A 21,540-nucleotide genomic window follows, 5' to 3' on the forward strand; every position below is an offset into this window, starting at 1 on the left:
ATTATAGCTCCGGGAGCGGTGCCTGCTCATCTTCTGTATTGCAGTCCTGTATCCACGTAAGGGCTGATTCAATCTCAGCAAAATTCTTCATCTTAAGCGGCGGCGATATGCGCTGCCGCAGGTCGACGGCAGCTAACTGGTTAAACATGCTAAGCGAGTAAATGTGCGCGATGCAGCGCAGACCAGCTTCATAGGCTTTTGGTAACCAGTCATATTCCAGCCAGTCATTGGCTTCCTGCCAGTCGCCAGTTACCTCTGATTTATCGTTTAGCTATCTGGGGCAGTGGTGCTGGCGCAGGTCTTCCAGGAAAGTGGTTGCAGCCGTAATTACTTCTTTGGGGCTAACATGCCCTTCCCATTTTGCATACACATACTGATACTGCTTGTGATGCGAAATAGCCAGGTAATGCTCATCGTGGTCGTTTGTATACCGGACTTTTTCTTGAAACACATGCTCCATTTGTAGATCGGTTAAAGTGTTACAAATAAGCAGCGGGAGAGGGGAGAATTTAGATATAGTCCTACGCTGCACCTTTTGGGCTGCATGGGCCAACAACCGTAATACCTAGGGCAGCTGATTTTGATTGTCTGATCTAAGGTTGCAGGTTTATTCGTATTGCTTTGGCTCTTGCCTGTACCGGCATCGACTCCATCACCTCGTCTTCAAACCATACTTCAATTAGCTGGCCTTCCTGCAGCGCCCCGGCCTTCAGGTGTTTGCCGTCTTTTGATTCGATCAGCGTGTTTTTATTTACGGTTACGCTAGCCTGGCTATAGTTAGTTGCCTGTTCATCGTCTGCTTTTACGAGTAGCTGTAGAGGCTCTTTCTGGTCTTGGGTAGCAGGCTGGCTTATAGTTATAACAGAGCCTATTATATCAGGTAAGGTATCGGGTATGCGCTTCGGTTCATCGCCACGGCAGGAGAGCAAAAGCACGGCAAGGTATAGCAAGGTACAAATCCTGATATAATTCATGGGCACTGCTGCTTACTTAGGGGTTTTTGCTTTAAACCAGATAATACCGATGATCAGAGCAATGGCCAGTATTATGATGATCATTAATGTCATAACTATCTTATTTAGAGGAGTAATAGTTATTGTACTAAATAAAAAGCCCTGTGTTTCAGATTAGTTTGAAACACAGGGCTTTTTATGGTAGACGTATTTTTTATGCTACGCGCAGCACATGGTCACCAAGCGTAGCTTTGCGGATATTTTCTTCAGACACGTAATATGACAGGAAGTCGTTGCGGCGGCAGTTCTCGCGTTCAGGTTTGTTCATTAATACCACTTTGGCACGCTGGCCTACGGTAATCAGACCAATTCCTTTTTTGCTGCAAAGGTCGAGCATGATGTTAGCCATCGGGTTTTTACGGAAAGTGAGGCTGCTGATTGATAGCCCGATCCAATGCTCATCAGCCGGAATGTGTTTAACAGTATCCAGTATTTTCTCTACTTTACCTACATAATGTTTTTTAAGCAGGTAAGAGTGCAGCATAAAACCCAGCGGTGCCATTATAACCGGAGAAATAAGCATGACCAGCAGGTTGTTGAGGCTTTTGCCTAAAAAGAAACAGGCAATGGCTAGTATAATAGGCGTAACATAACGCAGTAAACCCAGGCCCTTCTTTTTATAGTTTGTCAGCACCTGTGTAAGATCTGCGGCCTGCGCCATACTCACGCTGGCAACAAAAACATTGTTAAGGTCTCTTTTAAAGGTGAGAATACCATCGGGCGATGTCCCACGTTTCGCTCTCTCGGAGTGGCTAACCAATACGTTTGCAGGAGAACATTGCTGGGAGTAATGCTTTTGAAGATAGTCGAATGCAAAATCCTCTATCTTGTTGCTGTGCTGGTTTGCCATAAATTATTAACTAGCCGGATGTAAGGGATTATACTGCACTTTCGTTTCAGGTGCTGCCATGCAATATAGTAACCGGTATCCTATGTTTATAAGATATAAATCGCAGAATTAGTAGAAAAAATTCCAAAACTTCTTTGCGTTCTACAAATATATATTCTGAAATATATTCTTGCAAAATTATGGACTATTTTATTTTAGGATTTAATACATCTAATATTTAAAAAAACATATATAGATATAGTGGGTTTAAGTAAGTATTAATTGTATAATTACATGGTATTTGCGTGGCTGATGTTCGCAGCGAGGAATTGAATTGTATAGTTTAAAGTGTTGAGTATCTGCTAAACTATGCTATCCGGGTGGTAAAACCTTTACAGCAGCAAAAAAAATCACTCAAAATGTTTAGTTTTACTTTGCGCTTTCTCAAAAGCCACGTTACGTTTATATCTACCTGTTACCTAAACTATGATCTCCTTCTGTAAAAAAGTGCGGCTTTTGCTGGCATTTGCTGTTGCAGTTGCCATGTTGCCAGCTACATACGCACAAACGCCTGCCAGTGTATCGTCTGCCGAGGTACTGCACAAACTTAAAAAGCTGAATGTGCTTGGCTCGGTTTTATACATTGCCGCCCACCCCGACGATGAAAACACCCGCCTGATAACGTACCTCAGCAACGAGAAACTATACAATACCGGTTACCTTTCCATTACGCGCGGCGATGGTGGACAAAACCTGATCGGTCCGGAAATACGCGAAGAACTGGGTATTATCAGAACACAAGAGCTGCTGCAGGCCCGCTGTACCGATGGGGGAGTGCAGTTCTTCACCCGCGCCAACGACTTTGGCTACTCTAAAAACGCCGACGAGACTTTTAATATCTGGGACAAAGAGCAGGTGCTGGCCGATATGGTCTGGGTGATCCGTAAGTTCAGGCCGGATGTGATGATCACGCGCTTTCCGCCCGACGAGCGTGCCGGACATGGACAACACACAGCCTCCGCCATTTTAGCCGAAGAAGCCTTTACCGCAGCCGCCGACCCAAAACGCTTTCCGGAGCAACTGAAGTACGTGCAGGTTTGGCAGCCAAAGCGCTTGCTTTGGAACACCGGTGTGTGGTCTTTTGGCAGTCAGGCCGAGTTTGATAAATATGTAGATAAGCTTCTGAAAGTAGATGTGGGTGGTTACAATCCATTGCTGGGTCAGTCGTATGGCGAAATTGCCGCAGCTAGCCGCAGCATGCACAAAAGCCAGGGTTTTGGCGCCGGTGCGTCACGTGGCACCTCGCTGGAATACCTGCAGCACACTAAAGGCGACAAAGCGGATAAGGAACTGCTTGAGGGCGTGAACACTACCTGGGCTCGTGTAAAAGGTGGCGACAAGGTTGAGAAACACATCCAGAAAGCTATTGATACCTATAAACCAACCGAGCCTGCAGCTATAGTTCCGACGCTACTTGCTGCCAGAAAAGAACTACAGAAACTACCTGACAGCTACTGGAAAAATCTGAAAACGGAAGCCATAAATGAGCTGATACAGGATGCGATGGGCCTGTACCTGGAAGTTGCCGCTTCTGATTTCTCAGCTGCACCCGGGCAGTCGCTGGCTTTTAACATCGAGGCTATCAACCGCTCGGCAACACCGGTAACTATAAATGCCATCAACTATAGTTTTGCTAAAAAAGACACTACCCTGCAGAAACAGTTGGCGAACAACGATCCTGTGAAGTACAGCACAACTATAAAACTGCCTGCAACTATGGCTTATGCGCAACCTTACTGGCTGCGCAAGCCGGGCACGCTGGGCATGTTTGCTGTGGATGGTTTCGAGGATATTGGTAAGCCCGAAAACGATCCTGCCGCACAGGTAACCTTTAAACTGACTATAGCCGGCGAGCCACTTCAGGTGACAGTTCCGGTTGTTTATAAACGCACCGACCCGGTGGATGGCGAAGTGTACCGCCCGTTTATAGTTACGCCGCCCGTTTTTGTAAATGTGGCCGAAGGGGTGTATATGTTTGCTGACCAGGAGCCGAAGCAGGTAAATGTGCGGGTAAAAGCCGGCAAAGCAAACGTAGCCGGTAAAGTAAGTCTGGATCTGCCGAAAGGCTGGAAAGCAGAACCTGCAACTATAGCTTTTAACTTACAGGCCAAAGGAGCAGAGCAAAACGTGACATTTACTGTTACGCCACCAAAAGGCCAGCACGAAACCCAATTACAGGCAGTGGCAACTATAGATGGCAAAAACTATAGCAATAGCCTGGATGAGATCAACTATAGCCACATACCGGCGCAAACCACCTTCCCGGATGCAACGGCTAAAATTGTAAAGTTGGATCTGAAGAAAAATGGCGAAAAGATAGGTTACATTATGGGTGCCGGCGACGACATCCCGACCAGCCTGCGCCAGATTGGCTACGATGTAACCATGCTCCGCGACAGCGACATGCGCCTGAATTACCTGCAGCAGTTCGATGCCATTATATTAGGTGTGCGTGCCTACAATACTGTAGACAGGTTAAAGCATCATCAGCCAACTTTAATGGAGTATGTGAAGAACGGTGGCAACCTGATTGTGCAGTACAATACCAATCACGCGCTGGTGCTGCCAAATGTAGGGCCGTATCCGTTAAAGCTTTCTCGCGACAGAGTTACGGTGGAAGATGCTGAAGTACGTTTCCTGAAGCCAGGCCACCCGGTGCTGAACACGCCAAACAAGATTACCAAAAAAGATTTTGAAGGCTGGGTACAGGAACGAGGCTTGTACTTCCCGAACGAGTGGAGTAGCGAGTACGAAGCTATTTTATCATCAAACGACCCGGGTGAGCCAGCCCGCGATGGCGGTCTGCTGGTAGCCAAATATGGTAAAGGCAACTACATTTATACCGGTTATTCGTGGTTCAGGGAGTTGCCGGCAGGTGTACCGGGCGCTTATCGTCTGTTCGTTAACCTGATCTCGCTGGGCAAACACGATGGCTCCGGAAATGCATCTAAATCGAGTATGAAGTAATCTGACAAAAGACTTTTAGACAAAGGACAAAAGACTATAGCTATAGTTGTGTTCTTTGTCTTTTGTCACATAATCCTTTGTCAAAACAAAATATGAAAGACGATCACCCTGTAGACGAAGAGCCGGCAATTGAGAAGCCGCCATTTTTTAAAAGCTGGAAAGGCTGGTACTGGCTGGTGCTGGGCAACCTGGCTTTTATGATTCTTCTGTTCTACGCCATCACTAAATTCTACGAATGAGAACCTTAGACTGGATCGTGCTGCTGGGCACTATGGGCTTTATTGTGATTTACGGCATCTGGAAAACCCGCGGCAGTAAAGACATAGAAGGCTATCTGAAAGGCGACAACTCCATGAAGTGGTGGACCATCGGCTTGTCTATTATGGCGACGCAGGCCAGTGCGATCACTTTTCTTTCCACGCCGGGTCAGGCTTACGAAGATGGAATGCGCTTTGTGCAGTTCTACTTCGGTCTGCCTATCGCGATGGTCATTATCTCCATCACCGTTATTCCAATCTTCTATAGGCTGAAGGTATACACGGCCTACGAATTCCTCGAGAACCGTTTTGACCTGAAAACCCGTTCGTTGGCGGCCTTCTTGTTTCTGATACAGCGTGGTCTAGCATCAGGTATTACCATTTATGCGCCATCTATTATCCTTTCAACCGTTTTAGGCTGGAGTTTAACTATAACCAACCTGATTATGGGCGTGGTAGTGATCATCTATACCATGTCGGGTGGCACGAAAGCGGTAAGCGTAACCCAGAAGCAGCAAATGGGCGTGATGATGGGCGGGATGATTATTGCCGGAATTATGGTGGTACGTTACCTGCCGGATAATGTGGGTTTTGGGGATGCGGTGGCGGTGGCCGGAAAGCTCGGTAAAATGAATGTAGTAGACTTCTCCTGGGATTGGAAAACCAGCTGGGACGATCGTTATAATTTCTGGTCGGGGATGACGGGTGGTTTGTTTCTGGCGCTGTCGTATTTCGGGACCGACCAAAGCCAGGTGGCCCGTTACTTAGGTGGTAAATCTATTGCCGAAAGCCGGTTAGGTTTGTTATTTAATGGCTTACTGAAGATACCGATGCAGTTCCTGATCCTGTTTATAGGCGTAATGGTATTCGTGTTTTACCAGTTTAACCAGCCGCCGGTGTTCTTTAACGAAGGCACCAAAACCAAGGTATACGCCACCGAACACGGCGACGAGCTTCGCACTTTGGAGGCAAACTATAGTTCTATTTTTGAGGAAAAACAGCAGGCCATGCAGGGGCTTGTCTCTGCCCTGAAAACAGACGATGCCACTGCCATAGCCACTGCCGAGGCGCGGGTAGAGAACCTAAGCGCCGCCGGTAAGGAAGTGCGCGAAGAAGTAAAGACCCTAATAAAAACAGCCGTTCCGGATGCAGAAACCCGCGACACAGATTACGTGTTTATCTCTTTTGTGATGAAGTATTTACCGGCCGGCCTGGTTGGTTTGCTGCTGGCAGTAATTTTTTCAGCAGCCATGTCGTCGGTAGCCTCTGAGCTGAATGCGCTGGCCTCAACTACAGTTGTGGATATATACAAACGCTCAGTTAACCCCAATGGCAGCGATACGCATTACCTGAATGCCTCCAAGTTATTCACGGTTGCCTGGGGAATTATAGCGATCCTGTTTGCTACATTCGCTTCGCTCCTCGATAACCTGATACAAGCCGTAAACATTATAGGGTCTATTTTCTACGGAACTATACTCGGTATTTTCCTGGTGGCCTTCTACTTTAAGCGCATCAAAGGCAATGCAGTTTTCTTTGCTGCTATACTCGCTGAGTTGGTGGTACTCTACTGTTTCTACTTCACCGATATTGCTTTCCTGTGGTTCAACGTGATCGGCTGCGTAGCTGTCATCCTGTTTGGGCTTATACTGCAGCGTTTGATCGGGAAAAAGGAGAAAGAGCTGATACAGGTATAGGTTCATGTCTGAACCGCAGATTAAGGAGGATTTGATTGATTGGTGGAATTGAGGTTGTTAAATATAGTTGGCGTGCTCAGTTTGTCTGAATCAGGATTTACAGGATTAAAGGATTTTCAGGATTTGCGCTTTTGTTTTACCTCACCCCAGCCCTCTCCTTTTATCGAGGGCCCCTACCCCCAAAACAGGAGAGGGAGCTTTTATGCTTTTGCTATAGTTGGAGCTATAGTTAGCAGCCACTGATTTAACACCCCTGTGAGCTGTGCTCGCAAGCTTCAAACAACTGTTCTCACTTGCTCTCAAGGGGGATAATCTCTGCCTTTACCATAGTTGGAAGCTATAGTTCTATAGCTCCTGTTAGTCATCCCCCTACCCCCTTCAAAGGGGGACTTTTCTGCCTTCGCTATAGTTTAGACAAAAGTTCTATAGTTGACGTTTTAACCCACCCCTGCCCCTCCCAAGAGGGGAATTTCAGTCTTTACTATAGTTGAGTCATCAATCTATAGTTACAGACCATGAACAGGCAGGCGCAGCCTGACACAAGGAATTATGACCATGAAAAGGCGATGCAACTATAACATCTCTATCTATAATAACTATAGCTATCGAGCGTTCTCAGTCTTTGGGATGAGCGCCTTGTAGATTTCTGGTGGCGTAGCCATTGCGACGTAGGAGCAGAAGAAATGTACAAGGCGCTCATCCCAAAGACGGGGCCCCGCGGCCGTGAGCGCACCAAAGCAAACTATAAAACAGTAGGCAAGTAGAGCTTCCAGGATCAGTAGTAACTATGAAACAGACTGCTTGTGTCCAATGGCAACTATAGTTAGCTATAGAACATATAAGATCCTTCGACTAACGCTCAGGATGGCAAAGAAACAACTATAAGCTAAGATAGATTTCTCACTGTGTTCGAAATGACAGAAGGGAAATTATCCGATAGATAAGATCCCTGGGCTATTACTCGTGACGAGGTGAAGAACGAGAATTATAGTTGTTACGCTGTTTTAGAAGCAAGTAGATACAACACTGCCATACGAATCGCAACACCATTCTCCACCTGATTTAAAATAATAGAATGATGTGAATCGGCAGCGTCGGAGCTTAGTTCTACACCGCGGTTGATCGGGCCGGGGTGCATCAGCGTGATCTCTTTATCCAGGCTATCAAGCATTTTCTTGTCGATGCCATAGTATAGCGTGTACTCGCGCAAAGATGGGAAGTACTTCATTTGCTGACGCTCAAGCTGTATGCGGAGCACATTGGCTACATCGCACCATTGCAGAGCCTTGCGCACATCCAATTCCACTTTCACGCCCAGCTCCTTAATATATTTTGGCAACAGCGTTATCGGGCCGCAAACCATTACCTCAGCACCTAATTTCTGTAAGGCAAAAATATTGGACAAGGCCACACGCGAGTGCAGAATGTCGCCGATGATCACTACTTTTTTGCCGGCTACTTCACCATATTTTTCTCTTATAGAGAAGCTATCCAGCAATGCCTGGGTTGGGTGTTCATGGGTTCCGTCGCCGGCGTTTACGATGTTGGCATTGATGTGGCGGCTCAGGAAGTGCGGCGCACCCGGGCTTGAGTGGCGCATCACGATCATGTCCACTTTCATGGCCAGGATGTTGTTTACCGTATCAAGCAGCGTTTCACCTTTTTTAACGGAACTGCCGCTGCTGCTGAAGTTGATTACATCGGCAGAAAGGCGTTTCTCAGCCAGCTCAAATGATAAACGGGTGCGGGTAGAGTTCTCGAAGAAAACGTTAGCAATGGTGATATCGCGTAGCGAAGGCACTTTTTTAATGGGCCTGTTCAGAACATCTTTAAAATTATCCGCCGTCTCGAAAATAAGCTGAATATCTTGCGGGGTAATGTCTTTGATGCCTAACAGGTGCCTAACACTGAGCTCTTGCATGGTAAAAGTTATTCTTCGGATTTAGTAATCAGCCAGATATTGTCTTCCGGGGCATCATGCTCTTTCCACTCTACCAGCACGCGCTGGCTTTGCAGCGAATTGACTCTGCGGCCAACATAAGTAGCCTGTATAGGCAGGTGGCGTGTGTAAAGGCGGTCTATCAAAACCAGCAGCTCCACATTGGCAGGGCGGCCATAGGCAATCATGGCATCCATGGCGGCTCTTACCGAACGGCCAGTATACAGCACATCATCCACCAATATTACCTTTTTGCCCTCAATCAGGAAATCGATTTTAGTGGCATTGGCGGCAAGCGGTGTGTCGCGTCTGCGGAAATCATCGCGGTGAAAAGTGGTGTCGAGGTAGCCGGTTGGTACTTGTTTGCCCAGAATGGTGGCCAGCGTTTGTTGAATGCGCTCTGCTACATATTTGCCGCGTGGCTGCAGCCCTAGTATAACAGAATCAGAAAAGTCGCCATGGTTCTCAATTAGCTGGTGGCAAAGGCGCATCACCATAATATCGAGCAACTGTTGGTTTACAATGAGTCTTTTCTGCATAACCGGAAGTATAGGTGCAAATATAGGAGAGTTCTTTTTAATTGCTAAATGGTTTGGTGGCTTAATTGTTAACTGATGAGATTTAAACTATAGTTTCCTGTTTTATCAGTGTTTTATGTATCAGCTATAGTTAGATCGAGCCTCCAGGACACGCAACAATTTAGCTATTCAGCAATTAAACCTTAAAACGAGACCCTGTTGATGTAAAATACGGTGCGGCTATCGGAGCCGGGGGCTTTTACGTTGTGCCAGCCATAGGCCACAAAATTTAGCCCGTACCAACTCAGGATACCGGAAAGGCTGGTAGAAGTGATTTTTGCACCATCTGTGGCGGGCTGAATCTCAAATTTGGTTTCTTCTTCAATGTATTTATCCTGATCCATGTACTGGTAGTAAATTTCGTTGCTCTTGATAGGATATGCGATAACTACCTTGCCATGCCGGTTTGCAACAACTTCTACAGTTGGACGCAACTCGTTGCTTTGTACTTCCTTCAGCGGAAAACTATTGTCCCAGAGCAGTGCACCGTTATAATCGAAACCTAGCGCAATGGCCTGTGTGCGATGGTATAGTTTTTTTGTGCCCGACGTGCCTGTTGTACTATAAATCCGCCCTAAATTGCCGCCACCTGACTCAGCAAAATATACCTCGCCGCTCAGTATATAACCATTTTCGGTAGGATAAACGTCGTGGAGCAGGACACGGTATTGTAAACCTGATTCCTTCCCTGATGAAATGCGGCCGGCTTCGCGTTTGCGCAGGCGCTCTTCGCGATTTGGCTTTAAGTATTTAAAGAAGTTCTTCAAATCCTGGAAACTATAGTAGCGGGCGTTATCGGTGCCCTCTGCCATCGGCATCGAAAAAAAACCGGCAGCATAGCGCTGGCTGCGGCTGGCATAAGTGCCCAATAAGAGCCGGGTGGTCGTGTCGCCGGGTGTTATTTCTGCCGCCAGGGGGCGCTTGTCGGGTTGTGGAAGTATAAAGTAGTTGTCGATCAGGTTGCCCTGGGTATCAAAAAGTTTGGTCTGCAGACGCGACATTCTCCCGTTCGATTCCGACATGACCACGCTTACCTGTTTTTCGGGTTGGTGCACCAGTATATCCGAGAAGGTAGACTCCGACCCATAAACAGCAGGCAAGGGCCTTGTTTCACCGGTTTTCTCGTTCAGGTGTAGCAGAATAGGGGTACCATCTTTATCTGAGCGAGATACCAGGAAGTAATTGTTGTCGATCACCTTAAATACATAAACCGAATCAATGCTCTCAATCCTGAAAGCGTGTTTGGTAACTTTTCCGCTTTGCAAATGAAACTTCAGAAATTGAAAATCATGCTGATCTTTGCCTTGTATGGCGATATAGGTATGCGGCAGATCGGTGTAATGCGTCATGTACCTGCTAAGGGCTGGGAGCTCTACTTTCTGTTTCCAGGTTGGCTTTAGCTGATAGTTGTAGCGCGTAAACTCAAAAGTTGGGGCACTTGTCCAGGAACCGTCGGTTTTGGTAAATAGCAACAGGCTGCTGTCGGGGGCAGTAATCAGCTCGGCGTTGGTTTTATAAATATCCAGCTCCAGCTCTATGCGGTAAGGCTGAGCGGGCTCTTGTGCAAAAAGGGGTGTAACAAAAAGCACAAGTACAAGCAGGAACAACAGGCATACTTTGTACATATCGGCAAGGTGTAGAACAGTACAGGTAAAGTATAGAGGATTGGCGGCTAAAGCTTTGTACTGAGTTTAGCCGCCAATCGTTGTTTTGTTGCCCCTAAATTTAAACTATAGCTATAGTTAGTTGCCGAGGGCAAGCAGTATGTCAAACTCTTCGGCTTGTAATGGCATTACAGATAACCGCGACTGACGCAGCAAAGCAATGTTCTGCAGGCGCTCGTCTTTCTTAATCTGCTCCAGTGTTACTGGGTCTTTAAAGTCGCGGAATGGTACCAGGTCTACAGCTACCCATTTAGCATCGTCGGTGGTCGGGTCGGGGTAAGCGGCTTTATCTACTTTGGCAATGCCAACTATAGCTTTTTCTGATACGCTGTGGTAAAACAGCACCATGTCGCCGGGTTGCATCTGCTGCAGGTTGTTACGTGCCTGAAAATTGCGCACTCCATCCCAACAAGTGCGTCCGTCTCTCACTAAGTCTGCCCACGAAAACGTTTCAGGCTCCGATTTTACTAACCAGTAATGCATTTGAAATTTGTAAGTGTATAAGTATTATAAAAAGAATTAATGCAGGTGTGTTGCAGCATTTAAGACTGCTTTTTACTTAACGAGATAAGGGCTTCCTGTAGCAATAAAGCCAGTGTAAGGCCAAACAAAACTCCCTTCACAAAATCAGGGGCAACATCAAAAACATTCAGTACTGTTGATACCAGGAAAAAAGCCGAGAAGATAAGCCAACGCTTGCTCCGGGGTAAGTTTTCGTATCTGAACATAGTTTCTGCTGTTTATAGTTGGTTTATTTTTTGGCCCGTGACATTATAATTAGCCGGGTTGTTTCGATGAGCAGACCCATACCACTGGCGCCGAAAAGTGCATAAAAAATGCCTTGCCAGATAGGAAGGTCTAGATCAGCGAATATCATGACCAATGAAAATGTAAGCAATATGGCAAATAAGATGGCTTTAGTTTTAGGTGTAAGCTGTTGCATAAAGTTGTAACTATAGTTTAATCTGCTTTGCTACGGTTTGTTAAAAAGAATACGATCTCGGCAATTACAAAAACGGACAGAAGACCACCCATAAAACCTTGTGCAAAGTTTAAAAGCTCATTGTCTTCGTTATAAATCACGACAGAAACCAATGACACTGCAACTATAAAAAGCACCAGTAGTCGGGTTTTAGGGCTGAACTCGTTATACTTTTTCATACTACCTGATCGGGCTTTCGGCTACTTCTTCGCGTTTTACCTTCAGCAGGTCATGGTCCAGCGACACGATCTTGATCAGGTACTGTTGCTGTGGCTGCCCTTCCGGCTTTATAGTTATCAGAATTTCGTCGTCCTGCATAAACTGCCAGGTGCCGGGTTGCTCTTCCAGCCCGTCGGCAGGGGCAATGCTATAGTTCTTCAGGATGCCGCCTTTCTCCAGCATAAAGCCTGTGCGGCCGCGCGATGGAGGGAAGTCGTAGGTGTTGGGACGATAGGTGGTGATGTCTTCCTGATCTTCTTCAAAAGCGTGCAGCCAGGTTTTGCCAATAAGTTGCTGTTCCACTTTACTGGCTCTTTTACAGGTATTGGCAAGCAACAACAGGCATACCAAACAAAGAAACGATGCGTATCTCATAAACTATAAATTGCTGCAAAGGCAGTTTGTTAACTTAGCCAAGATAGGGATTTCTGGTTTTATATAGAAACAAATGAATATAAAACGACCGCAAGAAAGGTTCAAGCGGTTTTCCTATCTTTGTAACTATACGAGATAGCGCCGTGGAAAATAAAAAGATCATACGACTGTTTAAGCTGGCTGCCGAGCTGATGGAGCTGCACGATGAGAACCCGTTTAAGGTACGCTCTTACGTGAATGGCGCCGCTACCCTGGAGCTGGTAGAAGAACCGCTCGCAGGCATGAGCCAGGCCACACTGGAAAGTATACAGGGGGTTGGTAAAGGCATTGCCGCTAAAATAATCGAGATAAACGAGGCCGGTTCTTTTGCCGAGCTGGACCAGATGCTGGCGGCCACTCCGCCCGGCGTAGTTGAGATGCTGCGCATTAAAGGCATTGGCCCTAAAAAAGTACGTACCATCTGGAAAGAACTGGGCACCGAAACCGTGGAAGAGTTGCTGGAAGCCTGCGAGCAGGACAAACTGAGCAAACTGAAAGGCTTTGGCGCTAAAACCCAGGAAAACATAAAACAGGCGCTGCTCTTCACCCAGCAAAACCGCGGCAAGCTGCTTTATGCCGAAGCCGAGCCCGCTGCCGAAGAACTGCTACAAACTATAAAACAGGCTTTGCCCGATGCTAAAGTAGAAGTAGTTGGTGATGTGCGCCGCCGCATGGAGATTGTGGAAAGCCTGCAGTTTGTTGTGGCCACCGATAACTATACCGACGCCTGCGAAAAGCTAAGCAAAATTGACGTGCTGGAGCAGGATGTGCGCAACTCCGGTCCCCGTGTATGGCGCGGCAACTATAGCTTAAATGGCCTGACGGTCGAAATTAGACTGGTAGATGATGCCTGCTTTGCCAACGAAGTAGTACTGCGATCAGCCTCGGAAGCCCATCTGACGCAGGTGTTTGCTGCCGGTAAATGCATGCTGAACGTGCTCCGCGAAGAGAACCACAAAACCGAAGAAGATGTGTATAACGCAGCTGGTATGGCTTTTATAGTTCCGGAACTGCGTGAAGGCACCAATGAGCTGCAGCTGGCCATGGATAACAAGCTACCAAAACTGCTTGAGCTCTCCGACCTGAAAGGTATTCTGCACAACCACAGTACCTATTCCGACGGTGCGCATACCTTAGAGCAAATGGCCACTTTCTGCCGTGACATGGGCTACCAGTATTTGGGCATTTCCGATCACAGCAAAACAGCCTCGTATGCCGGCGGTTTGCGTGAAGGCGATGTGCTACGCCAGCAAAAAGAGATAGATGAGCTGAACCAGAAACTGGCTCCATTCAAAATTTTCAAAGGCATTGAATCAGATATCCTGACCGATGGTTCGCTGGACTATGAAGAAGACATCCTGAAGACCTTTGATTTTATAGTTGCCAGCGTCCATAGTGTGCTGAACATGGATGAGAAAAAGGCAACCCAGCGCCTGATCACAGCCATCGAGAACCCATACACCACCATGCTCGGTCACCCGACTGGCAGGCTGCTGCTGCGCCGCGAAGGCTATCCTATCAATCATAAAATGGTCATTGATGCCTGCGCTGCCAACAACGTCATCATCGAAATAAACGCAAACCCCTGGCGCTTAGACCTGGACTGGCGTCACGTGCAATATGCTCTCGAAAAAGGAGTAATGCTCAGCATAAACCCAGACGCCCATCACACCAGCGGCTACGACGATATGAAGTACGGCGTGCTGGTAGGCCGCAAAGGCGGATTAACCAAAGAAATGACCTTTAATGCCAAGCCAGTTGAGGAAGTAGAAGCTTACTTTAACAAGCGCAAGGCTGGGATTTAATTGTTGGTTGTTAATTGCTGATTGTTAACTCGGCTATAGTTTAAATTTACTTTATAAAGCTTTGGCCAAAGTATAAACCCACCCCTAGCCCCTCCCAAGAGGGGAATTATACTTTGGCTGAAAATCCCCTCTTGGGAGGGGTAGGGGTGGGTTTACAGCAGGAGAAAATAAACTATAGTTTTCCCGATCTAGTTATCCTTTAAATCATATAGCCCACATTGCAACAGAAGAAGCTTAAAATACTCATCATCCGGTTCAGTTCGATCGGGGATATAATTTACACCACGCCGGTAGTCCGTTGCCTGAAGCAGCAGGTTCCGGGCGTGGAAATCCATTACCTGACCAAACCCGGTTTCCGGTTTATACTGGACAACAACCCTTACGTGGATAAACTCCACCTGCTAAAGGAAAAACTAAACGACACCATTCAGGACCTGCGCGCGGAAAAGTACGACTATGTAATAGACCTGCACAACAGCCTGCGCTCTGTGCTGGTGAAGTATAAGCTGGGTGTAAAATTCTCTACGTTCAAGAAGCAGCGCATCCGCAAAATTCTGGCGCTTAAGTTTAAGCTAAATACCGTAAAGCCAACCCACCTGGTAGACCGCTACCTCGAAACGGTAAAGTTCCTGGGAGTAGTAAACGACCAGAAACCGGTAGACTACTTCCTGCCTGGCAACTATAGTTTGAGGACGCTTCTACCGGAAACGCACCAGCAGGATTATGTCGCTTTTATAATTGGCGCCACACACTTTACCAAACGCATGCCGAACGAGCAGGTAGTTAGTATCTGCAACTCACTGAACAAGCCGGTTGTGTTGCTGGGCGGCAAAGATGTGGAAGAAAACGGTGCCATTATAGCCGAAGCGGCTGGCTCTAACGTTTACAATGCCTGCGGCAAACTGAACATGAACGAGTCGGTGTACGTGGTGAAACAGGCAGCTAAAGTAGTCGGGTTCGATACCGGGCTTACACACATTTCTGAAGCCTTTGATAAAAACTTGGTAACGATCTGGGGAAGCACCGTGCCGGAGTTACTGGGCGTGCAGCCATACCAGGTTACCAAACATTACGAGGCTGGAGTGGAGCTGCCATGCCGACCATGCACCAAGTTCGGAAGATCAGAATGTCCACTCGGGCACTTTAAATGCATGCGCGATATTGATGAGCAGGCTATAGTTGGGTTTGTGAATAATTGATCTGGCGTCAGCTATAGTTTTGTCGGTCATCAACTATAAGCTATAACCCATAAAAATCGGCCCCGCAGGTTTATAGTTCCTGCGGGGCCGATCTGGTTATTAACTATAGTAGTTTCTACTGCAATGGCTTTACTGTATAGCCAGCGCTACGCAGCAACTCTATCAAACCGTTCTGGCCTGGTAAGTGCATCGCCCCCACCGCTATAAACATCGACTGCTCCTTCATGATAGCAGGTAACTGTGTCATCCAGTTTTTGTTACGGTCGTCTACTATGTAGGCCATATCTTCTCCGCCTGTCAGTTTGTTGTATTCTACTGATACATCCCACATGCCAGCCAGGTCTTTCTCAAGGTACAAAGCAGACAGGTTTTTAGATGCTTCTATCACTTTCTCTTTGTTCTTCACATATTCTACCAGTTGGGTAGCCTGCTTGTCTATAGGGTAGTGGTCGTACAAAATGTTAAACTGCTGCTCCAGTGTTTCCAGCGATGTGATTTTTTTGCCATTCTTGCGGCCGGTATTAGCAAAGTAAGCATCAAGCGCCTGGCCCGTGTACTGCTTCACCACTTCCTGTTTCTGATATTCGGTCATGCTCAGCATCAGCATCAGTGTCACCGGTTTCATCTGGTCGAGCATTCTCAGGTCGTAGCCCAGGGTTTGCTTTACTTCCTGGCCCACCAGGGCAAAATCTTCAGCGCTTAGCAGAGACGAAATTTTATTGTCAGGCATAACCATTTTGGCGCCCATCTGCATCATTTTAGCGGAGTCTAATTCCACTTCCACCACAACCCCTTTGCTCTGTTCAAAGCGTGCTTTTACTTCAGGCACGGTGTTCAGGTAGCTGTCGTTTAGCAGGTGGTAAGTACCATACAGGTAAGAAGGTTGTTTAAGCCCGTTGCCGCTCACTTCCCAGAGCAATGATTTGGCTGCAACATTCTTTTCTGCTGTTTTTGTTTTTGACTGGCGCGATTTTACTTTCTGAGCCTCGCCAATTACTGGGTTAAACAGGAAGGCAATAACGATCAGGAACAGGCAGGCAATTTTGTTTTTGTTATTCATTAGTAAGGATAAAGATGAATAATAGTATAGATAGTAAGGTAAAGTATTCAGAACTTTGAGGCCGAAACTATAGCAGCCGTTGCGCTGTAAAAATCCGAATAACAAATAAGATGCACAACTATAATCTGGCCTGGCAGCCAACCGAAACCCAATTTTTAGAAGCGCTGCTGCTGGCAACCGGAGGTGAAGGTGCTGCGCCTCTGCAGGAAGTACTACTTATGGCCGATGCTATAGATGGTACAGTATTTACCTTAAAAGAAGTAGAGCAAGCGCTGGAAAAACTGGTGGCAGCGCAGGTAATAACGGTACAGAAAAATAAGTTGGCTATAGTTGCAGAGTTCCTGCAACGCTACGAGGCTGCTACCCTGCAGCAGGGCTTAACCGAAAATAACAGCGTGTTGTTACATCTGTTGGAGCAGCAAACTATAACCGAAGAAACTATAAAAACCGCCAAAGAAGGCGAGTTGAAGAAATATAAGCTCAAGAACCACTACCAGGCATACCAGGAGCAGTTTGGTGGGTAGTTATAAACTTGGAAATTTGAAGATGAGTAAAGGATCGCTGTTCCGGATTTCTTAATCTGGGACTAAAACTGAAGCGGATTTACTAATCCGCGTTTGTAGTAATTTGAGGATCAGGAAATCCCAGAAAGAGTTGAGCCGCATAGACCTCACAGTGTATTCCAGACCTGTGAGTGTCGAACTATAAAAGAAAAGCCGCTGAGAACATCAGCGGCTTTTATATTTCAGCGGAGCTTCATCTCCACATCTTCAAATTCTCAAATCTCCAAATCAACTAATCTTCTCAAACCCTAAATATGGGTGCAGCACTTTTGGCATGTTAATACCTTCTGGTGTCTGGTTATTTTCCAGAATAGCAGCAACGATACGCGGCAAGGCAAGGGCGCTACCATTTAACGTGTGCAGCAGCTGCGTTTTACCGCTCTCGTTTTTGTAGCGCAGCTTAAGGCGGTTAGCCTGGTACGTTTCAAAATTACTGCAAGAGCTTACTTCCAGCCAGCGACCTTGCGCTGTAGAGTACACTTCCATGTCGTAGGTAAGGGCAGAGGTAAAGCCCATGTCGCCACCGCACAGGCGCAGCACACGGTAAGGCAGTTCCAGTTTCTGCAACAGGCCCTGTATGTAGCTGCTCATTTCCTCCAGCGTTTCATACGACTTCTCCGGCAGCGTAACCTGTACAATTTCTACTTTATCAAACTGGTGCAGACGGTTCAGACCGCGTACATCAGCACCCCATGAGCCAGCTTCTCTTCTGAAGCATGGTGTATGGCCCGCATTTTTGATCGGCAGTTTCTCAACCGGTACAATTTCGTCGCGGTACAGGTTTGTGATCGGTACCTCAGCTGTTGGGATCAGGTAATAGTTATCTTCCGTAGCGTGGTACATCTGGCCATCTTTATCTGGCAACTGGCCTGTGCCGTAACCCGATGCCTCGTTTACCAGAATTGGCGGCTGCACTTCCACATAACCGGCTTTCAGAGCTTCATCTAAAAAGAAGTTGATAAGCGCGCGCTGTAAACGGGCTCCCTGCTTTTTATAAACCGGGAAACCGGCACCTGTTATCTTATTGCCCAGGTCAAAATCAATGATGTCGTATTTCTGGATAAGCTCCCAGTGAGGCAGCGCACCTGCATGAAGCGTTGGTATTTCGCCGTGCTGCAGCACCACTTCATTATCTTCAGCCGACCTGCCCTGCGGCACACTTTCGTGTGGTATGTTAGGCAGTTTATATAAGGCAGCCTGTAGTTCTTCTTCCAGCGTGGTTAGCTGCTCGGCAAGTGTCTTGGCCTGCTGCTTTAATTCTGTAGTCTGTGTTTTATAAGATTCGGCTTTTTCGCGCTCGCCGTTCTTCATCAGAATTCCGATCTCTTTGGAGATGCTGTTCGACCTGGCCTGCAGCTCATCGTGCTCGCTCTGTACCTGCCGGCGACGCTGGTCAAGGTCCAGAACGGCAGCAACTTCCTGGGCTGCGTTCTTATAGTTTCTTTTGTTTAGGCCTGCCACTACCAGGTCTGTCTGCTCTCTTAAAACGGATAGTTGTAGCATAATAGAGTGTTAAGTATAGGTACAAAAATATACTTTTTTGCGTAGTACGTGGCAATTCCAGAATCTTTTACATCTTTTATGAAACATTTTAGATAAAATGACCCGTAATATTTGTTAATTAGGTGCTATTGCAATAACATTGCAGTGCATTTTATAGAAGGCCCTTCCTGAGCCTCACAAATTCTACGCTATCTATTCAGTTTCCTGATTTTATAATTAAGACTTAGACTCTCGCTGCGTTCGCGTATCAACACGCTTCCGGCAATATATTAACCACCATACCACATTTATGTACAATATTGAAGAATTGAAAGACCGGCTTCTTTCAGAACTCAAGGAAATTGCAGAAGACCTGGGTGTTAAAAACTTTAAAAAGCTTAGCAAACAGGATCTTATCTACAAAATCCTGGACCAGCAAGCTATAACCCCGCCTGAAAAATTGCCTAAAAAATACAAAACGCCTGTAGGCGCAGCGACCCCAGCGCCAGAGTCATCTTCTGAAATCACTACTGAAGTTGCCGAAGCCCCAGTTGCAGCCGAGGCACCAGCTTTAGAAGAAAGCAAACCTGTAGTTCGTGCCGAAAGGCCGGAGCGTGCACCGCGACCTGCCCCTGCGCCCGCCAAAGACCATGGCCCGCAGCAGCAACGCGAACGCATACAGCCACGCCGCGACAACCGCGAGCAAGCCGTAGCTGAGCCACGCGCCGAAGTACGCGAACCGAGACCGGAGCGTACTGAGAATCAGAACCGCGAGCCAAGACCGGAACGCGTTGAGAACCAGGCAAGAGAGCAGCGCCCTGAGCGCAACGACAACCGCGAACAACGCCAGGACAACCGTGAGCAACGCCCTGACAACCGCGATCAGTCAAACAGAAACGACAACCGCCACGATAATAACCAGCGTCGCAATCAGCAGCAGCAACAGCAGGTTAATGCATCTACCAGCAATTTCAAGGAGTTTGACGGAATTATCCTAAACGAGGGTGTTCTGGAGCTGATGCAGGACGGGTATGGTTTCCTGCGCTCTACGCACTACAACTACCTGGCATCTCCGGATGATATTTATGTATCGCCATCTCAGATAAAGCTATTTGGATTAAAAACAGGTGATACTGTAAAAGGCCAGATCCGCCCACCAAAAGAAGGCGAGAAATATTTTGCACTACTTAAAGTAGATTCTGTAAACGGCCGTACTACTGAGGAAATCCGTGACCGTATCCCGTTCCAACATTTAACGCCGCTTTTCCCGGAAGAGCGTTTAAAATTAACTACCAGGCCAAGCCAGTTATCAACCCGTATATTGGACCTTTTTGCCCCGATCGGTAAAGGCCAGCGTGGTATGATTGTGGCGCAGCCTAAAACAGGTAAAACTGTGTTATTAAAAGAGATAGCCAACGCTATTTCTGAAAACCACCCGGAAGTTTACCTGATGATCCTGCTGATTGACGAGCGCCCTGAAGAGGTAACCGACATGGCCCGCAGCGTAAAGGCAGAAGTAATTGCCTCTACGTTTGATGAGACTGCCGAGCGCCACGTAAAGGTATCGAGCATTGTACTGGACAAAGCGAAGCGTATGGTAGAGTGCGGCCACGATGTGGTTATTCTACTGGATTCTATCACACGTCTGGCACGTGCTTATAACACCGTAGTTCCATCATCTGGTAAGATCCTGTCGGGTGGTGTGGATGCCAACGCGCTGCACAAGCCGAAGCGTTTCTTTGGTGCTGCCCGTAACGTAGAGAACGGTGGTTCACTTACCATCATCGCTACTGCGCTTATCGACACTGGTTCTAAAATGGACGAGGTTATCTTTGAAGAATTTAAAGGTACCGGTAACATGGAACTTCAGCTGGATCGTAAGCTGGCTAACAAGCGTATCTACCCGGCTATCGACGTGCCTGCATCTGGTACGCGCCGCGAAGACCTGCTGATGGACAGAGACGAGTTGAACCGTGTTTGGATCCTGCGCAAGTTTATGTCGGATATGAACTCGGTAGAAGCTATGGAGTTCCTGAAAGACAGAATGGTAGGCACCAAGAGCAACGAAGAGTTCCTGATCTCGATGAACGGCTAAACTATAGTTTAGCACCAATTATAAAAGAACGGCCTGCAGCTATAGTTGCAGGCCGTTCTTTTTGATTGCTATATTGTTGAATTGTTAAATGGTTGTCTGAATCAGGATTTTCAGGATTAAAGGATTGACAGGATTCGATGTAACCTTCTAACTTTCTAACTTCCCAACTTTCTAACTCACAAACTCTTAAACTATAGCTCATTGCCAGAAACTATGCTCTGGCTGGTTGAGGCGGTAGTAAACATAGGTGGCTGCGAACCCGAAAAAGATATGGCTGAACACAAGGGTAATAAGGTACTTTTCGAGTTGGATGATCGGTGGTTTGGGGTGGATCATGAAGAAAAAATACCAGATGATCATGGCCAGGATGCCGTTGTCAAAACCGATGAGCAGACTCCATGATGCGGTAACAGTGCCTACACCGGATTCCCAAAGCGCCAGGTAACCAATAATATATAAAATGCCCACTAAAAAGTGCGCCACATTGCCAAAAAGCTTCGTGCTGAATGATCTTGAAAGGCTACCATCGGGGTGGGTGCGGCCAAGTAACATAGTGCCCAACAACTGTGGAACATTAAGTACCCGGTGCGTAACAAGTGAGAGCAGGTATAAAATCAGGTTCATAGCGGCTGTGCCGGCTAGTCCCGCCAAAATCGCATAGAGAAGTTTCACAAAATGCAGCTGTTTTTTACACCTTATACGCAATACTGCCAGATA

Annotated in this window: 21 protein-coding genes; 7 read left to right on the top strand and 14 right to left on the bottom strand. The window is 47.0% G+C overall.

The window, feature by feature from the left end; all coding sequences use genetic code 11:
- Position 1 precedes the first annotated feature (1 nt).
- The 4 genes from GXP69_RS10600 to GXP69_RS10615 all read right to left on the bottom strand — a co-directional run bounded on the left by GXP69_RS10600 (position 2) and on the right by GXP69_RS10615 (position 1,863).
- Positions 2-148 (bottom strand): hypothetical protein, encoded by a 147-nt coding sequence (locus tag GXP69_RS10600; protein WP_163915038.1) that lies wholly within the window; start codon positions 146-148, stop codon positions 2-4.
- 123 nt (positions 149-271) lie between these two features.
- Positions 272-460 carry a hypothetical protein gene (locus GXP69_RS10605; RefSeq protein WP_163915039.1) on the bottom strand — a complete coding sequence of 63 codons (189 nt, stop codon included), beginning with the start codon at positions 458-460 and terminating at the stop codon, positions 272-274.
- 133 nt (positions 461-593) lie between these two features.
- The gene (locus GXP69_RS10610) at positions 594-974 is read right to left on the bottom strand and encodes a DUF3221 domain-containing protein (protein WP_163915040.1); all 381 of its coding nucleotides are present in this window, start codon (positions 972-974) and stop codon (positions 594-596) included.
- A 193-nt stretch (positions 975-1,167) separates the two neighbouring features.
- A complete protein-coding gene (locus GXP69_RS10615; protein WP_163915041.1) occupies positions 1,168-1,863 on the bottom strand; it encodes a hypothetical protein in 696 nt (231 codons plus the stop codon).
- Between the two features lie 465 nt (positions 1,864-2,328).
- Between GXP69_RS10615 and GXP69_RS10620 the strand changes: the two genes are divergently transcribed.
- The 3 genes from GXP69_RS10620 (at position 2,329) to GXP69_RS10625 (ending at position 6,823) form a co-directional block, all read left to right on the top strand.
- Positions 2,329-4,869 carry a PIG-L family deacetylase gene (locus GXP69_RS10620; protein WP_235925665.1) on the top strand — a complete coding sequence of 847 codons (2,541 nt, stop codon included), beginning with the start codon at positions 2,329-2,331 and terminating at the stop codon, positions 4,867-4,869.
- Positions 4,870-4,961: 92 nt separating this feature from the next.
- Entirely contained in the window at positions 4,962-5,108 is a 147-nt protein-coding gene (locus GXP69_RS18960; protein WP_204281989.1) for a hypothetical protein, read from the top strand.
- Complete coding sequence (locus GXP69_RS10625) at positions 5,105-6,823, top strand: sodium:solute symporter (RefSeq protein ID WP_163915042.1); 1,719 nt, start codon at positions 5,105-5,107, stop codon at positions 6,821-6,823. The genes GXP69_RS18960 and GXP69_RS10625 overlap by 4 nt, the downstream gene beginning before the upstream one ends.
- Positions 6,824-7,817: 994 nt before the next feature.
- On the opposite strand, the gene GXP69_RS10630 is transcribed toward GXP69_RS10625, so the two are convergent.
- The 7 genes from GXP69_RS10630 to GXP69_RS10660 all read right to left on the bottom strand — a co-directional run bounded on the left by GXP69_RS10630 (position 7,818) and on the right by GXP69_RS10660 (position 12,580).
- The gene (locus GXP69_RS10630; RefSeq protein WP_163915043.1) at positions 7,818-8,744 is read right to left on the bottom strand and encodes an aspartate carbamoyltransferase catalytic subunit; all 927 of its coding nucleotides are present in this window, start codon (positions 8,742-8,744) and stop codon (positions 7,818-7,820) included.
- Between the two features lie 8 nt (positions 8,745-8,752).
- Positions 8,753-9,301: a bifunctional pyr operon transcriptional regulator/uracil phosphoribosyltransferase PyrR gene (gene pyrR / locus GXP69_RS10635; protein WP_163915044.1), complete on the bottom strand. Its 549-nt coding sequence runs from the start codon at positions 9,299-9,301 to the stop codon at positions 8,753-8,755.
- A gap of 182 nt (positions 9,302-9,483) precedes the next feature.
- Positions 9,484-10,965, bottom strand: coding sequence for a hypothetical protein (locus tag GXP69_RS10640; protein ID WP_163915045.1), 1,482 nt, complete (start codon positions 10,963-10,965; stop codon positions 9,484-9,486).
- Positions 10,966-11,082: 117 nt separating this feature from the next.
- Positions 11,083-11,487 carry an EVE domain-containing protein gene (locus tag GXP69_RS10645; protein ID WP_163915046.1) on the bottom strand — a complete coding sequence of 135 codons (405 nt, stop codon included), beginning with the start codon at positions 11,485-11,487 and terminating at the stop codon, positions 11,083-11,085.
- A gap of 59 nt (positions 11,488-11,546) precedes the next feature.
- Positions 11,547-11,732: a hypothetical protein gene (locus tag GXP69_RS10650; RefSeq protein ID WP_163915047.1), complete on the bottom strand. Its 186-nt coding sequence runs from the start codon at positions 11,730-11,732 to the stop codon at positions 11,547-11,549.
- A 232-nt stretch (positions 11,733-11,964) separates the two neighbouring features.
- The gene (locus GXP69_RS10655) at positions 11,965-12,165 is read right to left on the bottom strand and encodes a hypothetical protein (RefSeq protein ID WP_163915048.1); all 201 of its coding nucleotides are present in this window, start codon (positions 12,163-12,165) and stop codon (positions 11,965-11,967) included.
- A 1-nt stretch (position 12,166) separates the two neighbouring features.
- Entirely contained in the window at positions 12,167-12,580 is a 414-nt protein-coding gene (locus GXP69_RS10660; protein WP_163915049.1) for a hypothetical protein, read from the bottom strand.
- 143 nt (positions 12,581-12,723) lie between these two features.
- Here GXP69_RS10660 and polX point away from each other — a divergent pair, with 143 nt between their 5' ends.
- Together polX and GXP69_RS10670 are read left to right on the top strand one after the other, a co-directional pair.
- Complete coding sequence (gene polX / locus GXP69_RS10665) at positions 12,724-14,424, top strand: DNA polymerase/3'-5' exonuclease PolX (RefSeq protein ID WP_163915050.1); 1,701 nt, start codon at positions 12,724-12,726, stop codon at positions 14,422-14,424.
- A 218-nt stretch (positions 14,425-14,642) separates the two neighbouring features.
- A complete protein-coding gene (locus GXP69_RS10670) occupies positions 14,643-15,623 on the top strand; it encodes a glycosyltransferase family 9 protein (RefSeq protein ID WP_163915051.1) in 981 nt (326 codons plus the stop codon).
- A gap of 115 nt (positions 15,624-15,738) precedes the next feature.
- On the opposite strand, the gene GXP69_RS10675 is transcribed toward GXP69_RS10670, so the two are convergent.
- Positions 15,739-16,683, bottom strand: a complete 945-nt coding sequence (locus GXP69_RS10675; RefSeq protein ID WP_163915052.1) for a TraB/GumN family protein — start codon at positions 16,681-16,683, stop codon at positions 15,739-15,741.
- Positions 16,684-16,793: 110 nt separating this feature from the next.
- Here GXP69_RS10675 and GXP69_RS10680 point away from each other — a divergent pair, with 110 nt between their 5' ends.
- Positions 16,794-17,207: a hypothetical protein gene (locus GXP69_RS10680; protein ID WP_163915053.1), complete on the top strand. Its 414-nt coding sequence runs from the start codon at positions 16,794-16,796 to the stop codon at positions 17,205-17,207.
- Between the two features lie 267 nt (positions 17,208-17,474).
- On the opposite strand, the gene serS is transcribed toward GXP69_RS10680, so the two are convergent.
- Complete coding sequence (serS, locus tag GXP69_RS10685) at positions 17,475-18,749, bottom strand: serine--tRNA ligase (RefSeq protein WP_163915054.1); 1,275 nt, start codon at positions 18,747-18,749, stop codon at positions 17,475-17,477.
- A gap of 289 nt (positions 18,750-19,038) precedes the next feature.
- Here serS and rho point away from each other — a divergent pair, with 289 nt between their 5' ends.
- On the top strand, positions 19,039-20,823 hold the full coding sequence (rho, locus tag GXP69_RS10690) for a transcription termination factor Rho (RefSeq protein WP_163915055.1): 1,785 nt from the start codon (positions 19,039-19,041) through the stop codon (positions 20,821-20,823).
- Between the two features lie 198 nt (positions 20,824-21,021).
- Here the strand turns inward: rho and GXP69_RS10700 are convergent, their stop codons facing one another.
- On the bottom strand, positions 21,022-21,447 hold the full coding sequence (locus GXP69_RS10700; RefSeq protein ID WP_204281990.1) for a hypothetical protein: 426 nt from the start codon (positions 21,445-21,447) through the stop codon (positions 21,022-21,024).
- Positions 21,448-21,540: the final 93 nt, after the last annotated feature.

Source organism: Pontibacter burrus, assembly GCF_010686685.1.
GTDB lineage: Bacteria > Bacteroidota > Bacteroidia > Cytophagales > Hymenobacteraceae > Pontibacter > Pontibacter burrus.